The organism is Deltaproteobacteria bacterium, from assembly GCA_009692615.1.
Taxonomy (GTDB): Bacteria; Desulfobacterota; Binatia; order UBA9968; family UBA9968; genus DP-20.
In genome coordinates this window covers 1-20945 of record SHYW01000091.1, presented here as the reverse complement: position 1 = coordinate 20945, position 20945 = coordinate 1, and the positions used below count along the sequence as shown (strand labels likewise).

The 20945-nt window shown below is 56.4% G+C and carries 22 protein-coding genes and 1 tRNA gene; 5 read left to right on the top strand and 18 right to left on the bottom strand.

Annotation, left to right across the window (positions count from 1 at the left end):
- From EXR70_19025 to EXR70_18955, 15 genes are all read right to left on the bottom strand, one after another.
- Positions 1–352 (bottom strand): hypothetical protein (locus EXR70_19025; GenBank protein ID MSP40585.1); only part of this gene is annotated, 352 nt, incomplete at its 3' end.
- A gap of 13 nt (positions 353–365) precedes the next feature.
- On the bottom strand, positions 366–1202 hold the full coding sequence (locus tag EXR70_19020) for a TonB family protein (protein ID MSP40584.1): 837 nt from the start codon (positions 1200–1202) through the stop codon (positions 366–368).
- Between the two features lie 24 nt (positions 1203–1226).
- Positions 1227–1574: a 4a-hydroxytetrahydrobiopterin dehydratase gene (locus tag EXR70_19015; protein ID MSP40583.1), complete on the bottom strand. Its 348-nt coding sequence runs from the start codon at positions 1572–1574 to the stop codon at positions 1227–1229.
- 35 nt (positions 1575–1609) lie between these two features.
- Positions 1610–2686: an LLM class flavin-dependent oxidoreductase gene (locus EXR70_19010; GenBank protein MSP40582.1), complete on the bottom strand. Its 1077-nt coding sequence runs from the start codon at positions 2684–2686 to the stop codon at positions 1610–1612.
- On the bottom strand, positions 2683–3540 hold the full coding sequence (locus EXR70_19005; GenBank protein MSP40581.1) for an NAD(P)-dependent oxidoreductase: 858 nt from the start codon (positions 3538–3540) through the stop codon (positions 2683–2685). The genes EXR70_19010 and EXR70_19005 overlap by 4 nt, the downstream gene beginning before the upstream one ends.
- Before the next feature lie 61 nt (positions 3541–3601).
- A complete protein-coding gene (ggt, locus tag EXR70_19000; GenBank protein ID MSP40580.1) occupies positions 3602–5203 on the bottom strand; it encodes a gamma-glutamyltransferase in 1602 nt (533 codons plus the stop codon).
- Positions 5200–6225, bottom strand: a complete 1026-nt coding sequence (locus tag EXR70_18995) for a hypothetical protein (GenBank protein MSP40579.1) — start codon at positions 6223–6225, stop codon at positions 5200–5202. The genes ggt and EXR70_18995 overlap by 4 nt, the downstream gene beginning before the upstream one ends.
- A gap of 27 nt (positions 6226–6252) precedes the next feature.
- Positions 6253–7281, bottom strand: a complete 1029-nt coding sequence (locus tag EXR70_18990) for an amidohydrolase (protein ID MSP40578.1) — start codon at positions 7279–7281, stop codon at positions 6253–6255.
- Positions 7282–7283: 2 nt separating this feature from the next.
- A complete protein-coding gene (locus EXR70_18985; protein ID MSP40577.1) occupies positions 7284–7490 on the bottom strand; it encodes a hypothetical protein in 207 nt (68 codons plus the stop codon).
- A 10-nt stretch (positions 7491–7500) separates the two neighbouring features.
- A complete protein-coding gene (gene fusA / locus EXR70_18980; protein MSP40576.1) occupies positions 7501–9612 on the bottom strand; it encodes an elongation factor G in 2112 nt (703 codons plus the stop codon).
- A gap of 27 nt (positions 9613–9639) precedes the next feature.
- On the bottom strand, positions 9640–10434 hold the full coding sequence (locus EXR70_18975) for a type III pantothenate kinase (GenBank protein MSP40575.1): 795 nt from the start codon (positions 10432–10434) through the stop codon (positions 9640–9642).
- A 10-nt stretch (positions 10435–10444) separates the two neighbouring features.
- Entirely contained in the window at positions 10445–11272 is an 828-nt protein-coding gene (locus EXR70_18970) for a biotin--[acetyl-CoA-carboxylase] ligase (protein MSP40574.1), read from the bottom strand.
- Complete coding sequence (nadC, locus tag EXR70_18965) at positions 11262–12113, bottom strand: carboxylating nicotinate-nucleotide diphosphorylase (GenBank protein ID MSP40573.1); 852 nt, start codon at positions 12111–12113, stop codon at positions 11262–11264. The genes EXR70_18970 and nadC overlap by 11 nt, the downstream gene beginning before the upstream one ends.
- Before the next feature lie 5 nt (positions 12114–12118).
- Positions 12119–14869, bottom strand: coding sequence for a valine--tRNA ligase (locus EXR70_18960; GenBank protein MSP40572.1), 2751 nt, complete (start codon positions 14867–14869; stop codon positions 12119–12121).
- A gap of 28 nt (positions 14870–14897) precedes the next feature.
- On the bottom strand, positions 14898–15392 hold the full coding sequence (locus tag EXR70_18955) for a hypothetical protein (protein MSP40571.1): 495 nt from the start codon (positions 15390–15392) through the stop codon (positions 14898–14900).
- A gap of 86 nt (positions 15393–15478) precedes the next feature.
- Between EXR70_18955 and EXR70_18950 the strand changes: the two genes are divergently transcribed.
- Together EXR70_18950 and EXR70_18945 are read left to right on the top strand one after the other, a co-directional pair.
- Positions 15479–15565: transfer RNA gene (locus EXR70_18950), tRNA-Leu, on the top strand.
- A 143-nt stretch (positions 15566–15708) separates the two neighbouring features.
- On the top strand, positions 15709–16041 hold the full coding sequence (locus tag EXR70_18945) for a cytochrome c (protein ID MSP40570.1): 333 nt from the start codon (positions 15709–15711) through the stop codon (positions 16039–16041).
- Between the two features lie 94 nt (positions 16042–16135).
- Here EXR70_18945 and EXR70_18940 read toward each other — a convergent pair whose 3' ends face one another.
- Entirely contained in the window at positions 16136–16840 is a 705-nt protein-coding gene (locus EXR70_18940; protein ID MSP40569.1) for an antitermination protein NusG, read from the bottom strand.
- 188 nt (positions 16841–17028) lie between these two features.
- On the opposite strand from EXR70_18940, the gene EXR70_18935 reads away from it, so the two are divergent.
- The 3 genes from EXR70_18935 to EXR70_18925 are packed head-to-tail and all read left to right on the top strand — an operon-like array spanning position 17029 to position 19783.
- Complete coding sequence (locus tag EXR70_18935) at positions 17029–18159, top strand: polyprenyl synthetase family protein (protein MSP40568.1); 1131 nt, start codon at positions 17029–17031, stop codon at positions 18157–18159.
- A 52-nt stretch (positions 18160–18211) separates the two neighbouring features.
- Complete coding sequence (locus tag EXR70_18930; protein ID MSP40567.1) at positions 18212–18940, top strand: ubiquinone/menaquinone biosynthesis methyltransferase; 729 nt, start codon at positions 18212–18214, stop codon at positions 18938–18940.
- A gap of 12 nt (positions 18941–18952) precedes the next feature.
- Entirely contained in the window at positions 18953–19783 is an 831-nt protein-coding gene (locus EXR70_18925) for a hypothetical protein (protein ID MSP40566.1), read from the top strand.
- 14 nt (positions 19784–19797) lie between these two features.
- Here the strand turns inward: EXR70_18925 and EXR70_18920 are convergent, their stop codons facing one another.
- Both EXR70_18920 and EXR70_18915 read right to left on the bottom strand, forming a co-directional pair.
- The gene (locus EXR70_18920; protein MSP40565.1) at positions 19798–20073 is read right to left on the bottom strand and encodes a hypothetical protein; all 276 of its coding nucleotides are present in this window, start codon (positions 20071–20073) and stop codon (positions 19798–19800) included.
- 32 nt (positions 20074–20105) lie between these two features.
- Positions 20106–20624 (bottom strand): NADH-quinone oxidoreductase subunit B, encoded by a 519-nt coding sequence (locus EXR70_18915; protein MSP40564.1) that lies wholly within the window; start codon positions 20622–20624, stop codon positions 20106–20108.
- Between the last annotated feature and the right edge of the window lie 321 nt (positions 20625–20945).

The window sequence follows — 20945 nt, the reverse complement described above, 5'->3', positions numbered from 1 at the left end:
CCGGCTTGCCGAGGATTTGTTGCAGGAACAAACCGCCGATGAAGTGGCCGACGGTCAAGCCGTCCGCTTTGGCGACGCGAAAAATATGATTGGCGGAAATCATGCTGCCAGCGCCGCTCATATTATCGACCACCACGGTGGGATTGCCGGCGATCTGTTTACCCATGTGGCGCGCGAGCAGGCGCGTATAAGTATCGTAGCCGCCGCCCGGCGGAAAGCCGACGATGATGCGCAGCACCTTGCCGCGGTAAAACTGATCTTGCGCATGAGCCGAATCAGCACCGACGAGAAAGCAAATGAAACAAATCAAGCTAATTAAGACTCTCATTTCCAGCCACCCCCTCCAATCCATTACACACAGAATTTTATTGAGTGTTTTCCGTCACAGAACGCTCAAGACTGTTTCGATATTCAAATCCCATCGTTACGTAGATGGGCGAGTTCACCTCAGAGCGAAGATCAGATGGCAACGGAGCGAACGGCGCAGCTAACACGACCGCTTCGATCACATAATTATCATATTCTTGGATTCCTGAACTCTTGATAATGCGCGCCGAGATAAGACTGCCGTCGTGGGATATGTAAGTTTCAAGTGAAACTCTCGCATCGCGAAAATTGCAATTGCCCGCCTCCTTTGACATGAGACAGGGATAGTTCCAATACGATTCAATTTTTTTTCTTATCGCAAGGAAATAGTCTCGCAATTCAGACCTATCGCGAACTTTGTCGCTGATTCTGAGAGAAACGTTTTCCGCGCCAGCGGAGTTATCGGCCACCGTCTCCGTATTTAATGCGAATGATTCAGCAGACCCATCATAGTCAATTTCGTGCTGTCTCAGCTTTTGCTCCGCAAGAAATCCATAGACAGTCGTTTTGTGAGTACGCCGAATGTCACGATAGATAGCGATCGCATCAGATATTCTTCCCTGGCGTTCAAAGTTTCTTGCACGGAGATAAATAACATCAAACTTCTGCTTTTCAGAAAGCAATTCACCTCGCTCCACCGTTTCAAGATATCTAATCGCTAAATCATGCCTGCCCGCCTCAATTGCGATAAGTGCAAGCCGTAGCGGATCTTGATTTACCAAGCATGCACTTACACCCAACCCAAATGGCATCAAGCATACGGCCAGGAATAATCGCCACCACATCACTGGCTTGCGAAACGTTACAGCCAGTAATCTCGCCAGCACCCAAACCATCACAATAACTCAATGGCACCTATACTAGGCAAACCGCTTATAAATCGCATCCGTCTTCGCCGCCATGATGAAATCGTTCTTGTGCAGGTTCTTGATCTTGTGCGTCCACCAAGTCACGGCGACCTTACCCCATTCGGTGGTGATGCGCGGATGATGCCCTTCTTCCTCGGCGGCGGCGCCGACGGCGTCGGTGAATGCCATGGCATCGACGAAGTTTTTGAACTTGAACAGCCGGTCGAGCTTGGGAATGTTATCTTCATTGACGATCCGCCACTCCGGCACAACGGGCGAAAGCTCTTTAATCTCTTCCACCGTCACTGACGGCGCGCCGACTCGGCACGCGACGCATTTCTGTTCGGTAAGTTCTTCCACTGTATTCTCCCCAAATTGGCGTTTTTTGCGGCCAATCAAAGCTTCGGCATCACTTCGGCGGCAAACAGCTGCATCGACTCTTGCACGGCCGCATGCGCCACCGTACCGATATTGAACCAGGTGAGCACCTGCGTCGCGCCCGTGCGTTTGGTCAAATCTTTAATTTTCTCGATGGCAAATGCTGGATCGCCGATCACCGCATGCTTCTCGCAAACGGTTTCGAAACCGACCATGGCGCCGGCCGCCGTGCGCAGGCGCGCCGGCAACTCGACGCCGCGCCGATTGAGCCAGTCGGTGTAGTCCAAGCGCATATCGAGGATCGTCTTGAAATAACTCGTCACGCCTGCTTCCGAGCGTGCCTTGGCTTCCGCCGTAGTTTTTGCGACGTGTATGGGAACCAGCAACCCCAACTCTTTGTTTTGCGAATCATGGCCATGCTTTTTCAATCCCGCCCAGTAGGCGTCGGCGAATTCATAAACTTGATCCGGCGCGCGGGTGTGAATCGGCAGAAAAATATTCACCCCCAGGCGCGCCGCGACTTCGACGCCGTCCAGCGAACTGGTCGCCATCCAAAACGGCGGCAGCGGATTTTGCACCGGTTTGGGATTGACGATCACTTCGGGGATGTGAAAAAATTTGCCGTCATGGACCAGCTTCGCTTCCGACCACGCTTTGCGAATCACCGTCATCGCTTCGGCCATGATTTCATGCGTCGCCTTGTGATCGGCGCCGAAACATTCATAGGCCCGGCTATGCGGATGGCCGCCGCCGCAGGCGAAGTCCATGCGTCCGCCGCTGACCAAGTCGAGCATCGCCGACTGCTCGGCGAGCGCGACCGGGTGATGAATCGGCAAGGTGTTGACGGCGACACCCAGGCGCAAATGTTTTGTCCGCTGCGCCGCGGCGCCGAGCGCGACGTAGGGCGCCGACATCAGCGAAAACTGCGGCTGGCAATGAATCTCGGCGACCCAGTAGGTGTAAAAACCCAAGCGATCCGCCAACTCCGCTTGTTCCATGAACTCTTCCAATCGCGCCGCCGGCGACGCGCCCTGGGGCACTTGAATCTCGGTAAACAAACTACACTTCACTTTGCGCCATCCTCTCAAATCTATTTCTGTTTGTTGCGCTGCTCATTAGCCGCCACGACTTTATCCGCGGCTAACCCCAATTGTCGAGTAATCGGCGTGTCGGTATTTAATAATCTTGCCAACTCGGCCACCAGTGGAATATCTTTGTTCAACACGTTGCGCCCCGAGCGCGGCAACGGATCGTTGCCCGACGCATCGAAAGTCCGCTGCCAGCGATTGAGCACGCTGTCGTGGCCGATGCGCCGCATCATCTCCAATGCCTTGGGATATGGAATGCCGCCGGCGATGCCGATTTGAATCGCTTCGTGGACAATCAATGTTTCGGCGCCGCCGAGCATGTTCTTGATCAACTTGCCCACCGCGCCGGTGCCGACGGCGCCCATGTGAAAAACTTCTTGGCTCATTTTAAGTAAATGCGGTCTGGCGCGCTCGACATCTTCGTCGCTGCCGCCGACAACGAAGCTCAGATGACCCTTGCGCACGGTGTCCGGCACACCCGTCATGCAGGCGTCAATCGTGTGAACGCCTTGGGCGCGGGCCGCCTCGGCGACCTTCTTCACCGTGTGCGGTAAGATCGAACTGTGGAGCAAAAGCAAAGTGCCGGGCTGCGCGGTTTCTAACACACCGCCCTTGCCGAGCACACAGTCGAGCATATCTTGATCGGTGCGCACGACGATATCGATGAGCGTCGCTTGCTTGGCCAAATCGGCGGCGCTGCTTGTGGCGCGATAACCGAGAGCGCGGGCCGAATCCAAAGCCGGCCCGTCGGCGTCGTAGCAAACAACGCCATTCTCACCCGCGAGCTTCAGCCGCTCCAACAACGCCAAGCCCATGGCGCCGGTGCCGATCATGCCGATTTTTTCCACCGAGACTCCCATGCGATTCAGTTACAAGAATTTATTACGATATAAGTTTGATGAGAGAAGCGTGCGGCGACAATCAGTAACCCAGCGCGTAGGCGACGCGGCGCGGATCGGCGCCGCCGACCCAGCAGCCATGCTCGCGGTCGCGAGCGATCACTTTGGCGCTACCGAAGGACCAGCGGTCGACGACGTTTACCTTGTGGCCTTTTTGGCGCAAACCTTCGAGGGTCGCCGCATCGTAGCCCGCTTCCATGCGCAGCGCTTCGGGCAATTTGTCGCGCGGCGGCGTGCCCGGCATATGGCTCCAGCGCGGCGCTTCCACCGCGCTCTGGGGGTCCATGTCGAGATCGACCAGATCGTGGATGATTTGAAAATTGCTCTGCGGCTGCTCGTCGGCGCCGGGACTACCGCCGACGGCGAACACTTCGCCGCCGCGAAAGACCAAGTACGTGTTGAGCGTGTGCGCCGGCCGCTTGCCGGGCATGAGTGCGTTGGCTTTGCTCGGATCGAGACCGAAGCTGCACAAGCGATTATTCATGATCACGCCCGTGTCGCCGGCGATCACGCGGGAACCGAAGGGCGCGAACACGCTTTGAATGAAGGAGATCGCGTTACCGTCGCGATCGGTGGCGCACAGATAAGTCGTGTCGCTGCTCTGCGTGCCCGCCGATGCGGCCGGCCGGCGTAAAATTTCTTCGGCGAGTTCGCGCCGCTTCGCCGCATGAGCTTTGGAAATCAATAATCCAATCTTCGGATCGCCGAACGCCGGATCTTCGAGATATTGGATGCGATCTTCGAAGGCGAGTTTTTTCGCGGCGATTTGCCAGTGAATCATTTCCGCCTGGCTCATGCTGCCGTCTTGAAACGGCCAAGCCTCGGCGATATTGAGCATCTCTAAAACCATGAACCCTTGGGACACTGGCGGCTGCTCGTAAACCAGCGTATCGCGGTAGGTCGAGCTCAACGGCTCCAACCATTGGCAGACGATGGGCTGCAAGTCTTCCTGGGTGAGCATGCCGCCTTCAGCCTTGATCGTCGCGCAGATTTTTTCCGCCACTTCGCCGGCATAAAATCCGGCGCGGCCGTGGCGCGCGATCTTTTCGAAGACATCCGCCAAACCTTTCTGCACTAAAATATTTCCCGGCTTCGCCGTGCCGAAGGGCTGGCGATAATATTTGTCCACCGCGGAATATTCCGGCGCGAATTCATGCACCGCTTCGGAAAATTCTTGGGTGATCGGAAAACCTTCCCGGCCGAGGCGCACCGCATCGGCGGTTAAGCGGGCTAAATCTTTCGTACCGTATCTCTTGTGCAGCTCGAGCCAGCCGTCGACGGCGCCGGGCACGGCGATGCTCAGCGGCCCGTACTGCGGGATCGTCTGCAAACCGCGGGCGTGAAAGTTTTCGATGCTCGCCTGGGCCGGCGCTGGGCCGCTGGCGTTGATCGCTTCGACCTTGCCGGTCTTTTTCATCGACACCAGCGCGAACAAATCGCCGCCCGGACCGCTGGTTTCCGGTTTCACCACCGCCGAGACAAAGGCCGCGGCCAAGGCCGCGTCGACGGCGTTGCCGCCTTCCTTGAGAATCTCGACACCAGCCAAGCTTGCCAAATAATGGCCCGACGACACCATGCCGTTCTGGCTCAGGATCACCGGCCGGGCTGCTTTGGAAAACTTCATGGCGCTCCTAATCCGAGAATCCTTGCGGCATTGCCGCCGAGAATTTTTTCTTTATCGGCAGAGTTGAGATCGAGGCCGTCGATGGCTTTCAAACTGTTGCGTAACAGAACACAGCCTTCCTCCGGGCCGTAGGGATAATTGCTACCCAGCACCATGCGTTCCGGTGTGAAAAAATCTTTCACGCAGCGCAGTGTCGACGACGGATGATCCGCGGTGTCGACGTAAAAGCGCCGGAACGAATCCAAGGGATTTTCTTTCAAGCCATACTTGTGGCGAATCTCCTCGGTGCGACCGGTGTAAATGTTAATCGCCCGCTGAGCGAAAAACGCCAACACACCGCCGACGTCGGCGACCACCCAATTGATTTCCGGGAAGCGCTCCAATACGCGGCCATAAACCAGACGGGTCATCGCCACCGTGCTGTCGTAGGCCCACCCGAAGATCAGCGTCGGCATGATGTCGATGCCGCTCGATTGCGTCGCCAGGGGCGCGGTTGGATGAATGTAAACGGGCAACTTATACTTGGCTAACCGCTCATAGACTGGGAACAGATCTTCGCGGTCCAAAGCCTTACTGTTCAAATTGGCGAAGCCGCCAAAACCGCGCAGGCCGAGATCGTTGACCGAACGGTCCAGCTCGTCGAGCGAAGCTTGGATATCGCAAGTCGGCAACGTGAAAAAACCGATGAAACGTTTGGGATGTTTGCGCGCGATCGCCGCGATGGCGTCATTGGCGACCCTGGCGATTTGCACTGCCGCGGCGCCTTCGAAACGATCCGCGCCCGGCGCCGGGATCGTCAGCACATGGATGTCGATCCCATGCTGATCCATATGCTGCAAGCGTTTGTCGATGTCCTGACCTTGAAGCGTGCAGGTATTGATCCGGCAGCGGAGTTTTTTGTCGTAGAAATAGGTCATGCCGCTGTGCGGATCGGGCGCTTCGAGAACGACCGCGCCGTCGAGCCGCTTCATTTCGGCGAGATAGGCTTCAGGAAAAACATGCGCTTGGAAATCGATGATCATGCTACGTCGCCGCTCCTGATGTTCAACTTAGATGCCGTACAACGCCCGCGCATTGTCGTCGAGAATTTTATTCACCACTCGGGTTGGAATGGTGCCGTCTTCTTTCAATTTGCGCAACGCCAGGATTTCCGACGAGGTATCGTTGTGGCCGTAGTCGGTGCCAATCACCAGCATATCGTCGCCGGAAAATTTCAACACATAGGGCAGATCGTCGTCGGTCTGGCACGCCACCCATATTTTGTTTTTGCGCAGCACCTCGCTCTTATCGACCTTGATGCCGTTGCGTTCATAGCGACGGGCGAAATCGTGGATTGCGTAGGGCACCCATTGAGAACTGACCTCGATGAACGCCCACTTGGTCTTGGGGAATTTTTCGGGAATTTTGTAGAAAATCAGAGAATGAAACGATCCGACCACGGCGAGCTTGAAGCGGTTGAAGCCGCACTCGTCGGCGAAGTAATCATGCACCGCGAAGCTGCCGGTGGCGGAATGGACGCAGACCGGCAGATCGAGTTTCCCGGCCTCTTCGTAGAGCGGAAAAAAATACGGATCGTGCAAACGCTTGTCCCCTTCCAGGCCGCGGATGAAAATACCGCAGGCGCCGTTTTCCTTGGCGAAGCGCGCTTCTTCCAGAGCTTTGTCCATGGAAAGCAACGGCAATACCGCCACCCAGCGCAGCCGCTCCGAAGCTTTTTTCCAGATATCGACGAGCCAGCGGTTATAACTGCGCGTGACCCCAAGCTCTACGTCGGCACGGCGCGTGAATGGCCGGAGAAAAACCGTCGGATATAAAACTTGGACATCGATATTGAGCTCGTCCATATGTCTGAGCCGAGCGGCGATATCTTCCATCTCGCGCGCTTCCCGCGAAGTATCGGCGCCGACGTTGCGCGCTTTGCCCAGATAGGTGCCGTCGATCAACCAGGACTCGCCTCCCGATGTCGGATCGTTGGGCGTCGGCACGATGCGCGGCTTGAGCGCGCGCTCCGATTCCAACATATAATCCCAAGTACGTTCAGTCTCCAACACATGCGCATCGGAATCGATGACAGCCATTTTTACAATCCTCCCAAATGAACTTTACTCGTGATCGCACCCGGCTTTTCAGTTTTCGAACCGACCGAAGTATTACAAGCCTGGCAGTTATATTCAAACAGTTCACCGTCGGGCAAAACCAGCAACAAGCGCTGACGCACCGGCATGGCGCGGCCGCATTTGCCGCAGTAGAGCAGACTGGCGTTGAACGCACCGAAGGAGTCCGCCATTTTCTATTATTTAACCATGGGCGCGATGTTCGGTCTCATGGTCGGCGCCTTTGCGCGCCTTGGCTTCTTTGACAACCTTCTCGGCCAAATGCGCCGGCAGCTCTTCGTAATGCGAGAACTCCACGTGAAACTCACCTCGGCCGCTGGTAATCGCGCGCAGGTCGGGGGCGTATTTCAAAACCTCCACCATCGGCACCCGCGACTTGATCACTTGTATGTGGCCCTTGGTGTCCATGCCGAGCACCTTGCCGCGCCGGCTGTTCAGGTCGCCGATAACATCGCCCAGGCATTCATCAGGCACGGTCACTTCCAGGTTCATGATCGGTTCGAGCAACACCCGCTGGGCTTTTTCCACGGCGTTTTTGAACCCGATAGACGCGGCGATCTTGAACGCCATATCCGACGAATCGACGTCGTGGTAGGAGCCGTCGTAGAGCGTCGCTTTGATATCGACCATGGGATAACCCGCCAGGTAGCCGCCCGCCATGGCGTCGCGAATACCCTTCTCCACCGCTGGGATAAAATTTCGCGGGATCGCGCCGCCGACGATTTTGTCGACGAACTCAAACCCGCCCCCATGGGGTAGCGGCTCGATCTTGATCCAAGTATCGCCGAACTGGCCATGGCCGCCGGTCTGTTTTTTCTGCCTGCCCTGGGCGCTGGCGCTGGCGCGGATGGTTTCCTTGTAGGGGATTTTGGGTGCTTTGAGCACGACTTCCGCGCCGTATTTCCGTTTCAATTTCTCCACGGCGATTTCGACATGCTGCTGGCCCATGCCGGACAGAATGAAATCGCGGGTCTCTTCGTCACGATGCAGATCAATGGTCTGATCTTCCTCCTTCATGAGATGCAATCCCTGGGGCAGCTTGTCCTCGTCGGCTTTGCTCTTGGGCTCCAAGGCGAAGGAAATGTTGGGCGTGAAATGGACCGGCCCGTCGTATTGGATCGGCGCCTTTTCATCGCACAGGGTATCGCCGGTGGCGATGTCTCTGAACTTAGCGACGGCGATAATTTCCCCCGCCACCGCTTCCTTGACCGCTTCCTGCTTCTTACCTTCCAAGCGAAACAGGTGGCCGACCTTCTCGCGAACTTGCCGGCTCGGCACATAGATCGTCATGTCGGAAGTGAGCTTGCCCGAGAGCACGCGCAGGATCGAAAGTTTGCCGGCGAATGGATCTATAACCGTCTTGAACACATAGGCTGAGAACGGCGCTTCGGGATCATGTTTACGCTTGAGAATTTCACCTTTCGCGGGATTCCTACCGATGAATTCCTCTTCCTCCAGCGGCGCCGGCAAATAGTCGGCCACGGCATCGAGCAACTGCGGGATGCCAATCTGATGCAGCGGCGAGCCGAACAGGATCGGAAATATGCGCCGCTCCCGAGTCGCGTCACGGATGGCTTTTTTTAATTCCTCCGTCGTCAATTCCTTGCCGTCGAGAAACTTCTCGATCAATGCGTCGTCGAGTTCCGAGACCGCTTCGATGGTTTTTTCGCGCCACTCGGCGGCCTCGCCTTCGAGATCGGCAGGAATATCGCTTTGGTGGTATTTACCCGAGTCGCCGTCATAGACAAATGCCTTCATCGATAGCAGGTCGACCACACCTTTGAAGCCGAACTCGGCGCCCATCGGCATTTGCAAATAAACTCCCTTGGCTTGCAAGGTTTCCAGCATGGGTGCGATGCGTTCGACCGGATTGGCCGGCTCATGATCCATCTTACTGACGAACAGCAAACGGCTCACGCCGCATTCGTTGGCACGCGCCCACAACCGCTCCGATTCGACGCGCAAGCCGACCGCCGGATTGAGCACGAATATGGCGCCGCCCATGGCGCGTACGCTGTTGATCGAGTCGGCCAGAAACGCCGCGTAGCCAGGCGTATCGATCAACGTGACGCCATGCTTTTTCCATCCCAAGGAGTGAAACGCCGTCGAGATCGAAACATGATGTTTGATCTCCTCCGGTTCGTAGTCGAGCACCGAGGTGCCGTCCTGGACTTTGCCCAACCGCTGGGTCGCTCCCGCCGCAAACAACATCGCTTCGCCCAAGGAGGTCTTTCCCGATCCTCCTTGCCCGACAATGCCGACATTACGAAGTTTATCGAGCTCCGTGGTAGCCATGACGTTGGATTCCTCCTATGGGACAATTTAAGTTTGCGCTCGGGTCTTCACCTCTTGGAGAAAATTTCTATCGTAAATGATCCGCAGCCCCTCGAGGGTGAGAAACTCATCCACTTCGCTGATGCAGGCGCATTCGGACGCGACCAGCGGCGCCAGGCCGCCGGTGGCCACGACTTTGGCTTGCGCGTTTTGCTGATCTTGAATGCGCTTGACGATGCCTTCCACCAGGCCGACGTAGCCGTAAAAAATCCCGGCTTGAATCGAGTTGACCGTGTTACGGCCGACGACGTCTTTGGGCTTGACGATCTCGATGCGCGGCAGCTTGGAGGCGCGTTGAAACAGCGCTTCGAGGGAAATCGACAACCCCGGCGCGATGGCGCCGCCGACATATTCGCCCTTCTTGGAAATCAGATCGATGGTGGTCGCCGTGCCGAAATCGACGATGATGCAGCTGTCATGAAATTTTTCATAGGCGGCGATGCCGTTGACGATGCGGTCGGCGCCGACGTCTTTGGGACTTTCGTAGAGGATCGGCATGCCGGTCTTGACGCCGGGGCCGACTATTAGAGGATCGAGCTTGAAAAACTTCTGACCGAGTTCTTGAATCGTGGTCAGCATCGGCGGCACCACGCAAGACACGACAATCGCGGCGATCTGTTCGCAGCGAAAGCCGGCGGCGCTGACCAATTGCGTGATGATGACGCCGTATTCATCGGCAGTCCGTTCGGCCTGGGTCGCCAAACGCCAGTGGGTGATCAATTTTTTGCCCTGGTAGAGGCCCAGAACAATGTTGGTGTTACCGATGTCGATGGCCAAAAGCATGGAACTGGTATCAACTCTCCACGGGAATCACATCGCCGGCGATCACCCGCTGGATCACGCCGTTGTCGTCTTCCACCAGCAGCGCGCCATCGCGGTCGATGCCGCGCGCCCAACCGTTCGTCACTTGATCGAGCAGTTCCACTCGCACGCGCCGATCGCGCAAACTAAAATAGCTTTGCCAACGCCGCGCCAGCGCCGCGAAGCCCGCCCGTTCCAGTTCTCCATAACACCGGTCGAGGTCATGAATCAATCGTCGGAGAAAGCTTTCCCGGCTCAGCGTATTGCCAGTCAAATGGGCGATCGAAGTGGCGCGCTGGCGAATTTCTTCCGGCATCGTTGCGATGGCGTAATTGAGATTGACACCGATGCCCAAAATCACGTAATGCAGCCGCTCCGAGTCGCAGGACGCTTCGGTGAGAATGCCGGCGAGTTTCTTGCCGCCGATGAGAATATCGTTGGGCCATTTGATCGTCACGGCTTGAGTAACGAACGAAGCCACGGTTTCGGCCAAGGCAACCGCCGCCATCAAAGTGATCTGCGGCGCGTCCACCGGTGCCAACCTTGGGCGCAGGATCAGGGAAACGTAGAGATTGACGTAGGGCGGCGATTGCCAGTGGCGGCCCAACCGGCCACGCCCATGGCTCTGCGACTCTGCAAGAACCACTTCACCTTCGGCCGCGCCGCTGTCGGCCAATTGGCGCGCGTAACTATTGGTCGACGCGATCTCGAAGAAATAATGAAACTTGCCGCCGATGCGATTGCCTACGGACCCTTGGCGCAACTCGTCGAGGGACCAAGGCACGCCGGCGGGCGGCGCAGCAAAATCCTTAGCCGACATTCATCGTAATCTTCATATTGAAATCCACCACCGGCGCCGAGTGAGTGAGCGCGCCCGAAGAGATAAAATCGACGCCGGTCTCGGCCACTTGGCGAATGGTGTCGAGCGTGATGCCGCCGGAGGCTTCGACGCCGGCGCGCTTGTCAATAAACTTTACCGCCTCGGTCATCTGGGCAAAGTTCATGTTGTCGAGCATGATGACATCGGCGCCGGCCGCGATCGCTTCTTCGACCTGCTTCATATTGCCGGCTTCGACTTCAACCTTCGCCATAAACGGAGCGTGGCGCCGCACCGCTTTGACCGCCTCGGCGATGGAACCGGTGGCTTCGATATGGTTGTCCTTCACCAGCGCCGCGTCGTAGAGACCGATGCGATGATTCGTGCCGCCGCCCATGCGCACGGCGTATTTTTGCAAAGTCCGCAACCCTGGCGTGGTTTTCCGGGTGTCGAGCACTTTACAGGGAAAATCTTTCACTGCGTCGACCAACTTGTGTGTCAACGTCGCGGTGCCTGAGAGCTGCTGCAAGAAATTAAGCGCGGTTCGTTCAGCCAAGAGCAATGCGCGCACCGGCCCAATCGCTTCCGCCACCACCGTGCCGGAGGTCACCGCGACACCGTCTTTGACCAACAAACGAACCTCAACTCTATGATCGATAAAATAAAAAATCCGCTCGAGCAGAACCAGGCCGGCAACCACGCCGTCCTTCTTGGCGCGGAATATTCCCTTGCCCCGGGCGTCCGCCGATATCGTCGCCATGGTCGCCAGATCGCCGGCGCCGATATCTTCGTCGAGCGCATCGCGGATCAACCTTTCAATCTGTGGGCTGACGTGGATATCCATAAGAATTAATTCCTTCCCGCCTGGAGCTCTTGGATTTTCTCCAAGCTCGACCGCAAAGTGCGCATTTTATCCTCGAACTGAACCGCCTTGTCCCGTTCCTTGCGGATCACTTCCTCTTTAGCTTTGGCGATAAAGTCGCCGTTGCTGAGCTTTTTTTGCACGCGTGCCAACTCATCTTCGGTCTTGGCGATTTCCTTAGCCAGGCGCGCCCGCTCTTCGTCTAAATTCACCAGATCGTCGAGCGGCAGATAAATTTCCGTCGCGCCGACAACCGCCGTAGCGGCGCCTTTGGGCTCGGCGCCGATGGCGAGATACTCAGCGCTGCCGACCCGCGCCAGAGTGCGCAGGTAGGGTTGCTGCTCGCGGAGCAAAGTTAAGTCGTCATCCGGCGCGCATAAAATAATTTTGACCGCTTTACCCGGTGGGCAGTTCGACTCGGTGCGCAAATTACGCACGGCGCGAATCACGCCCATGAGAAATTCCATCTGCTTCTCGCAAGCATCGTCGAGCCACGCCGGCGCAAGAGCGGGATATTTTTCGACCATGATACTCTGTCGCTCCGGACTCATGGTCTGCCAAATCTCCTCGGTGACGAAGGGCATGATCGGATGGAGCAGCAACAGAATCTGCTCCAGCATTTCGCGCAGCAGTTGGCGGCTGTGCGACGCCTGCGCGGCATCGGCACCATTGAGCGCGAGTTTGCTCATCTCGATGTACCAATCGCAGAACTCATGCCAGACGAACTGGTACAACACGTTGGCGTAGTCGTTGAAGCGGTAAGCCTCCACTGCTTCGCGGGCGTCGCGAATGGTCCCAGCCAAGCGCGAACGAATCCATCGATCGGCCAAGCCAAGATCGTTGCGCGCCAAAGCGCTCAGCGCTCCGCCGACAACGCTATCCTCGGCAAAGTTCATTTGCACGAAGCGCGCCGCGTTCCACAGTTTGTTGACGAAATTTTGATAGCCGGCGATACGCTCTTCGGCGAGCTTGATATCGCGTCCCATGGCCGCCATCGCCGCCAGGGTGAAGCGAAAGGCGTCGGTGCCATACTTGCTCATGATCTCCAGGGGATCGATAACGTTGCCCTTGGACTTGGACATCTTCTGTCCCTGCTCGTCGCGCACCAGGGCATGAATATAAACGTCGCGAAACGGCACTTCGCCCATGAACTTGAGCCCCATCATGATCATGCGCGCAACCCAGAAGAAAAGAATATCGAAGCCGGTAACCAACGTTGAGGTTGGATAGAAAGCCTTGAGATCTGCCGTGCGCTCGGGCCAGCCTAAAGTCGAAAATGGCCACAGTCCGGAGGAAAACCAAGTGTCGAGCACGTCGGGATCTTGGAGCAACTCATTGCCGCCGCACTTGGGGCAGCTTTGCGGTCGTTCCCGTCCGACGATCGGTTGGGCATCTTTGGTGAGAGTGTAACCGCTATCCGCCGCGCTAATGAAATTTCCCGCGTCGCAACTCTTGCAGTACCAAGCCGGGATTTGATGGCCCCACCAGATCTGCCGCGAGATGCACCAGTCCTTGATGTTCTCCATCCAGGCGAAATAGGAATTGCTCCAGCCTTCGGGAATGATTTTAATCCGCCCGTCGCGCACCGCCTGCATGGCCGGCTCGGCCAACGGTTTGATGTCGACGAACCACTGCGGCGTGAGATAGGGCTCGATCACCGTCTGGCAGCGATAACAGCGCCCCACCGCAAGTTTGTGCGGCGAGCTTTTTTCCAAGAGATTTTTTTCTTGCAGCTCGGCGACCAAAAGCTTGCGCGCCTCGAAGCGTTCCTTGCCGCCATATTTCTCGATCCACCCGCCGCTTTCGCCGCGCGCTAAAAAAGCTTGCGCGTCGATATGCGCATCGGCGTCGAAGATGCTGATCTTGTCTAAATTAAATCTTTCGCCGATGTCGAAGTCGTTGAAGTCGTGGCCTGGCGTAATTTTCAACGCGCCGGTGCCGAATTCGCGGTCGACGAAGGGATCGGCGATCAAATCGACGACGCGTCCGGTGATCGGCAAACGAATTTTTTTGCCGATTAAATGCTGATAGCGCTCGTCATCGGGATGCACTGCCACGGCGGTGTCGCCGAGCATGGTCTCGGGCCGGGTCGTGGCAACGATCAGCGCCGGCGCCGAGTCGTCTGTGAATGGATAGCGAATGTGCCACAAGCTCCCATCGCTCTCTTCATGCACCACTTCAATGTCGGCCAGGGCGGTTTTGCAACGCGGGCACCAGTTGATCAGCCGTTGGGCGCGATAGAGCAGCTTATCTTCCCAAAGTTTGACGAACGCTTCGCGTACGGCGTGGGAAAGACCTTCGTCCATGGTGAAGCGCTCATGGCTCCAGTCGCAGGAAACGCCCAACGCGCGCAGCTGATGCAAGATCGCGTCGCCGGCTTCCTGTTTCCACTCCCACACCCGCTCGATAAATTTGTCCCGGCCCAATTGCGCCCGGCTGGTGCCGCTCTGGGCCAATTGACGCTCGACAACGTTTTGCGTGGCAATACCCGCGTGATCCGTGCCCGGCACCCAGAGCACCCTGGCGCCGTCCATCCGTTTGTAGCGGCACAAGATATCTTGCAGCGTGTTGTTGAGCGCATGGCCCATGTGCAACGAACCGGTGACGTTGGGCGGCGGAATCACAATGGAAAAATAATCCGCGCCGGTTTTGGCCGGCGCAAATAGGCCGGCGCTCACCCAATGGGCGTACCATTTGTTCTCGATCTCGCTGTGGCTGTAAGCTTTCGACAATTGCATAAATTTAGATTGCTAGAATGAACGGCGTTTAGGCCGACTCCTCATCGACGATGTCGACGAGTTCAATGACGGTTTTCCTCTCACTCGTATCGGCGCTTTTTTTCTTGCGGGCTATCGCCTTTGGCGCCGCCGCGGCTTCAATCGCTAGCGGCACAGCTTTCTCGACCACAACTTTCGCGGCTTCCATCCGCGGCGTTAGACATTGGACAACGGCGCCGCGAATCGTCTCTTGAGTCAGCGGCAGCGTCACCCTCCGCCAATCATCCCGACCATTTTCCGGCAAGGTTCCGTCGGCGCCAAACCAAAGCACTGGGAGATGCCAACTTGCGAGATCTTCGCGCTGGCGCGGCGAAAATAATTCCCGTCGCTGCAAAGCCGCCGCGTCGACGATCAATAAATCCACGTCCAGCGGCATCGCCTCGGGAAGCGCCTGAGCCGGCGCGACTTGATGGTCGGGAACAAGCGCCAGCGTCAGAGCATGGCGCAACATGCGATCCGGTTCAATGAGCAAAATTCTACTCATAATTCGACTCACGGTTGAGCCTCACCTTGACAAGGATCGAGGCCCAAGTTACATAAGGTGCTCGACGTTTGGAATTAAACCACTGGGCGAAAGTGGCGGAATTGGTAGACGCGCAGGATTCAGGATCCTGTGGTGTAACAGCCGTGGGGGTTCAATTCCCCCCTTTCGCACCAAGCATCGATTAAATAACACACAAATTTAGGATTCTCTAACCGCTAGCAGCTGCATTATTTCATTTATGGCGGCCCTGCCGCCAAGCCGCGCCTGCGCCGGCAGAGTGTCACTCCATTCGATTGACTAAGCGAGAGCCTTGACCATGAAACGATCGACATTCGTGTTGTCTGCCCTTGGGCTGAGTATTTTTATGACCGCGGCATGCGATGATGCATCGAAGGCCAAGAATCCTGACGCGGACCGAGGCCGTGCGATGTTCCTGGCGAACTGCGTCGCCTGCCACGGCAACGATCCGGGGCGAGACGGGCCCATCGGTCCAGCGATCAAAGGTTCGTCCCGGGAACTCCTCGAAGCCCGCGTGCTCGGTACCAGCTACCCGCCCAACTACAAACCCAAGCGGCCGACCAAGATCATGCCGCAGTTTCCCTTTCTACGAGACGAAGTACCCTACCTCGCCGCTTACCTCGCCCAATGAACAGCAGTAAAAAAAAGCCGTTCGCCCCGCGACAAATCTCGGGACGAACGGCTTTGAGAACTAATCAGCCGTTAACAAATCCGTTGCGTCGATCTCAAGTGAGACCGGTGGTCAACAGGAACAGGATCGCAGTCATCAGAAAACCATACCAGAGCGCGCCCTTCACGGAATCGAGTGGTTTTTTCGCCGCGCCTTGTAGACCGATCAAGGCGTTGCATTCGAAGGCCGCGATTAGCACGATGACGATGAACCAATAATAACCGCGCTCGTCATTGTGGCCGAAGGTTCCCACCATGGAACCGTAGTGGCTCGCCGCGCCCATGAAAAACAACATCGGAATCGAGAAGACCAAGTTGGTTCTCGACGTCAATGCCGCCCGGCGCGCCGCTCCCGCGGCTTCCGGCAAAGCCTGGCCGCCGCCGGCGACCTGGTTGGTCGAAGCGATGACGATCTGTTGGTTGGGCCAAATCACCAGCCAGACGTTGAGAAACATCAACGTTCCGATCAAACCGCCGACCGTGATCGTCAAGCCATAGGGCGAACCGAAGAAAAGTCCGCCGCCCATTTCATGCATGCGCATGGCGTACATCGAAATACCGGCGAGGAACGTAATCATCGCGCCCCAACGAAACCACCATAACGCCCGGGGCAAAAGTTTCTGCACCGCACCGATGCGCACCGGCGCTTCGGTCTCGGCAAAAAATGGCGTCTGCACGAAATTGAAATAATAAAGGATACCGATCCAGGTTACCCCCGCCATAAAATGGATCCACCGCAAGATAAACATCGTAAATTCCATAAACCGCCTCTCCCTTCGCTACGTCATTTGATACGCGATCAAACGATCATTTCACTAGATTTTACTTTTATATATTCGCTGGTGCTCAATTTTGTCAAGAAAAAACCGCAAATCGCGATGGGAATGATGCTAATTCCCGGGCGCATCACGAATTTCTGATTTGACGATGGTCCAGTCCGTGGCGGAAAATCTCTGCACCGAGCCGACAAACTCGCTTGACCTCTCCGGGGATCTATGACATTTTGCCCACATTCTTTTGGCCCTTCGGAGAATTTCTGATTCAAGAGAGTAAATCTAAAACGGTGGACGCGGCACCGACCGCGGTGACCGACAACGAGCGCAAGATTCCCTTCCTCCAAGGCGCCAACGATCCGTTTAGTTTTGTCGGCGACGAACTCAAACTGGTCGAGGAAAACTTGCTGCGGGCGATCCGTTCTAGAGAACAAAATCTCACCGATATCTCCGGCCACCTCATATATGGCGGCGGCAAACGCGTTCGCCCCATGGTCACGTTACTGGCCTACGCCGCCTTCGGCGGCAAGCGCGTCAGCGACATCGTCGATATCGCCACCGCCATCGAACTGATTCACACCGCGACTTTGCTGCACGATGACATCATCGACGGCGCCGACACCCGGCGCGGCAAGGAATCTGCTTATAAAAAATTCGGCTTGAAATCGACGTTAGTCGCCGGTGATTTTTTATTCATCAAGGCTTTCGAATTCGCCGGCAAGTTTGACGAAACCGTGGTGCAATGGACCGCTGACGCCTGCACGCTGCTCACCGAAGGTGAAATCTTGCAGGGCCACTTCAATCGCAACCGCGCCGTCACCCTCGACGACTACGTCGAGATCGTCAAACGCAAAACCGCGTCGCTGTTCCACACCGGCGCCAAAGTCGGCGCCTATCTCGCCGGCGCGAGTCCGGCGCTGGTCGACGAGACCGAACTCTACGGCCTCAATATGGGAATCGCCTTCCAAATGGTCGACGATATTCTCGACATCGTCGGCCACCCCGACCTACTCGGCAAACCGACCGGCATGGATCTGCGCGACGGCAATCCCGCGCTGCCGATCATACTGGCGATCAAAAATGGCGACGCAGCCGTAGGCAATGTGTTCGACAGCGAACACCCTACCGAAGAGCAAATTGCCATAGCGATTGACGCGATTAAAAATGGCCCGGCGATTCAAGAAGCCAAAGCGCTTTCCAAGCAATACGCTGGAATCGCCCTCAAGTCGGTAAAAAAACTGCCCCCGTCTCTCTACCGCAACGGCCTCAAGTCTCTGGTCCAGTTGATCATAGATCGCGATTTTTGATTGTGACTCGACGTGCTTCGTACCGCGCCGACGCGGTTTCCTCTTCAAAATAATGTCCGCAACCGGCCCTTCGCGCGATCAAGCCGTTCAGAGTATGTTCGACCGCATCGCTGGGCGCTACGATCTGCTCAATCGGGTCATCAGTTTTCGCCTCGACATTTGGTGGCGCAACCAAGCGATCCGCACCCTGCTTGGCGCGGACCGGCCATTAATCCTCGATCTCGGTACCGGCACCGGCGACCTCGCTTTCAACGCCGCGAAATTGTCCCATGGTAAAGCCCGGATCATCGGTCTCGATTTTTCAATGCAGATGATTCGGCTAGCGCAAAACAAGCGCGCCAGCGCGCGCCACGGTTCAACCGCAGCGTTCATTCAAGGCAGCGCCATGGCGTCGCCCCTGCGGGCAAATATTTTCGACGGCGCCATGACCGCCTTCGTGCTGCGCAACGTTTCCGACCTGCCGCGCTTTTTCGCCGAGGCCGAACGCGTGCTCAAGCCTACGGGTAAATTTGTTTCATTGGATATGTTTCCGCCGTCAGCGGGTTGGTTTGCCAAAGTGTACGCGATTTATTTCGACACCATCATGCCATGGATCGGCGGCCTGCTGTCCCACGACCGCAGAGCCTATCGCTACCTGTCCGATTCAGTGCGCCAGTTTCACGCACCCGAAACCGTCGCGAACTTGATCGCTCAAGCGGGATTTCACGACGTTACGATCCGAAAATTTCTCCGCGGCGCGGTCTGCATGCATACTGCGACGAAGGCATCAGCGCCGCGTTAGAGCAGCTAAAACATGCAAGGATTCTCCAGCAGTTTTTTAATTTTCTTCTACCAGATCGCTCTCGGCGGGCTGTTCGCCATGGCCGGTACGCCGTTTCATGAAATCGAGCGCGGCTTCTACAAATCAACCGCCGGCGTGCTCTACGTCATCGCGCTCATCGGTCTGTGGGGCAAGAGTCCTTTTTATTGGCAGGGTTTGGCGCAACCTAACTCGGCGACTCTAGGAGTGGAAGTATTTTTTCACGTCGCCTTCGTTGTCGCCTTTAGCTGCTACATGATTTCACTATGGGGCGACCGCCAGGGGTTTCGCGCCCGCAGCTTCGCCGCGTCGATTCTCACTGGAGTCGTCGGTCTGGTATTAAGCACCCATAGCTTCGATCACGCCGGTCTGCTGTCGATCGAAACTCTCGTTTATCCGGTGGGATTTTTTCTCTCGGCCTTGCTGTTGGGCAGCGTCACCATCGGCATGCTGATCGGCCACTGGTACTTGATCGATACCGGGCAAAGCCTTGAACCGTTTATTCGTATCTATAAATTTTTTGTTACGACGCTCATTCTCCAGTGCGCATTTTTCCTCCTCGCCCCGATCGCGCTTTACTTCCTCGGCACCGCGCAAAGCGTCGCTGGGATCGAGCGCCTTTGGCAACACCATGAAACCTTGGCGACGACTCGCGTGATCGTCGGCCAAGTGGCGCCGTTGGTTCTCTCCTGGATGATTTGGCGCACTCTGGCGATTCCGCACACCATGGCAGCCACCGGCTTGTTCTATATCGCTCTATTGGGAGTCTTTGTCGGCGAGATCTTGGGACGACAGATTCTCGCCTTGACGTCGCTACCGTTTTGAATCCGTTCGCGACTCTAGTTGACAGCTTTTGGATAGGTTTTAATTTTGGTAACTCTCAGACCATTCGACGTCCAGCCTAAGTCATAACCGACCGGTTCACCGACGCGTAAGTCGAGGGGCGACGAGACTTCACCATAAAGAATCACCAATTCATAAGAAAAAATCAGTTCCCGGCCACTCTCGGTTCGCACCACACCGGTGTTGTTCGAGGGAAACAATTTCGTGATAGTGCCTTGATGGTAAGAATCGCCGCGGGGCGATAACAGCGGGTCATTTACTTCTTGAGCCATGGTTTTAATTTAATATTGTGGATACGCAAGCGTTAACTCATCGGATGTTTCTGTTGGGCGATACGATTTTGCAATTCCATCAGACCGTCGAGCACGGCTTCTGGCCGCGGTGGACAGCCGGGGACGTAGACGTCCACGGGAATGATTCGATCGATACCTTGAACGGTCGCATAATTGTCGTAAAAACCGCCGCTCGCCGCGCAGGCGCCAAACGCCATCACCCATTTCGGTTCAGACATTTGATCATAGACCCGCTTCAACACCGGCGACAATTTGTGGTTGACCGTGCCGATGACCATCAGCAAATCCGCCTGGCGCGGACTGAAACGGGGCAAGAGCGCACCGAAACGATCGATATCGTAGGGCGACATAGACAGCGCCATGTATTCCATAGCGCAACAGGCGGTGGCGAACGGATACGGGAATAATGAATACTTACGCGCCCAACCAACCGCCTTGTCCAGCCTAGTCAGAACCACTGTTTCCGCCAGTAACTTGTCCTGGCCAAAACTCGAATCGCCCCGACCCACTACATGATCCACGTGCTCCATGAATTTACTTCCTCTAGTCAGTATCGATGCCAACCACCACGGACAGAACATTACTACGTTCAATCCGCAGAGACAATTCCACAACCTGTTAATAACGCGTCGATTCGTCGACATGGATCTGGTAACTGGGAGCCAACCGATCGATCACGAATCTAGCGAGGTGAGATCTAAAGGGAGCCGTTGTCAATTGGTGGGTAAAAAGAATTAGGCAGCGACCCGAACCTCCTGACCGTTTGCGTACTTCTGACCACGAGCGACTTTGTCTACAAGCTGGGGTGCATCGAGTTTTCTGAAACTCATTTCAGCGATCATTAAGGTCTT

Excerpts from the sequence above, each read along its gene's own strand:
- EXR70_18960 (MSP40572.1), bottom strand. The coding sequence starts at position 14,869 with ATGCAATTGTCGAAAGCTTACAGCCACAGCGAGATCGAGAACAAATGG.
- EXR70_18975 (MSP40575.1), bottom strand. The coding sequence starts at position 10,434 with ATGCTTTTGGCCATCGACATCGGTAACACCAACATTGTTCTGGGCCTC.
- EXR70_19020 (MSP40584.1), bottom strand. The coding sequence starts at position 1,202 with ATGGTTTGGGTGCTGGCGAGATTACTGGCTGTAACGTTTCGCAAGCCA.
- EXR70_18945 (MSP40570.1), top strand. The coding sequence starts at position 15,709 with ATGAAACGATCGACATTCGTGTTGTCTGCCCTTGGGCTGAGTATTTTT.
- EXR70_18990 (MSP40578.1), bottom strand. The coding sequence starts at position 7,281 with ATGGCTGTCATCGATTCCGATGCGCATGTGTTGGAGACTGAACGTACT.
- EXR70_18915 (MSP40564.1), bottom strand. The coding sequence starts at position 20,624 with ATGGAGCACGTGGATCATGTAGTGGGTCGGGGCGATTCGAGTTTTGGC.
- EXR70_18995 (MSP40579.1), bottom strand. The coding sequence starts at position 6,225 with ATGATCATCGATTTCCAAGCGCATGTTTTTCCTGAAGCCTATCTCGCC.
- EXR70_18985 (MSP40577.1), bottom strand. The coding sequence starts at position 7,490 with ATGGCGGACTCCTTCGGTGCGTTCAACGCCAGTCTGCTCTACTGCGGC.
- EXR70_18925 (MSP40566.1), top strand. The coding sequence starts at position 18,953 with ATGCAAGGATTCTCCAGCAGTTTTTTAATTTTCTTCTACCAGATCGCT.
- EXR70_18955 (MSP40571.1), bottom strand. The coding sequence starts at position 15,392 with ATGAGTAGAATTTTGCTCATTGAACCGGATCGCATGTTGCGCCATGCT.
- fusA (MSP40576.1), bottom strand. The coding sequence starts at position 9,612 with ATGGCTACCACGGAGCTCGATAAACTTCGTAATGTCGGCATTGTCGGG.
- EXR70_18970 (MSP40574.1), bottom strand. The coding sequence starts at position 11,272 with ATGTCGGCTAAGGATTTTGCTGCGCCGCCCGCCGGCGTGCCTTGGTCC.
- EXR70_19005 (MSP40581.1), bottom strand. The coding sequence starts at position 3,540 with ATGGGAGTCTCGGTGGAAAAAATCGGCATGATCGGCACCGGCGCCATG.
- nadC (MSP40573.1), bottom strand. The coding sequence starts at position 12,113 with ATGGATATCCACGTCAGCCCACAGATTGAAAGGTTGATCCGCGATGCG.
- EXR70_18930 (MSP40567.1), top strand. The coding sequence starts at position 18,212 with ATGTCCGCAACCGGCCCTTCGCGCGATCAAGCCGTTCAGAGTATGTTC.
- ggt (MSP40580.1), bottom strand. The coding sequence starts at position 5,203 with ATGAAGTTTTCCAAAGCAGCCCGGCCGGTGATCCTGAGCCAGAACGGC.
- EXR70_18920 (MSP40565.1), bottom strand. The coding sequence starts at position 20,073 with ATGGCTCAAGAAGTAAATGACCCGCTGTTATCGCCCCGCGGCGATTCT.
- EXR70_18940 (MSP40569.1), bottom strand. The coding sequence starts at position 16,840 with ATGGAATTTACGATGTTTATCTTGCGGTGGATCCATTTTATGGCGGGG.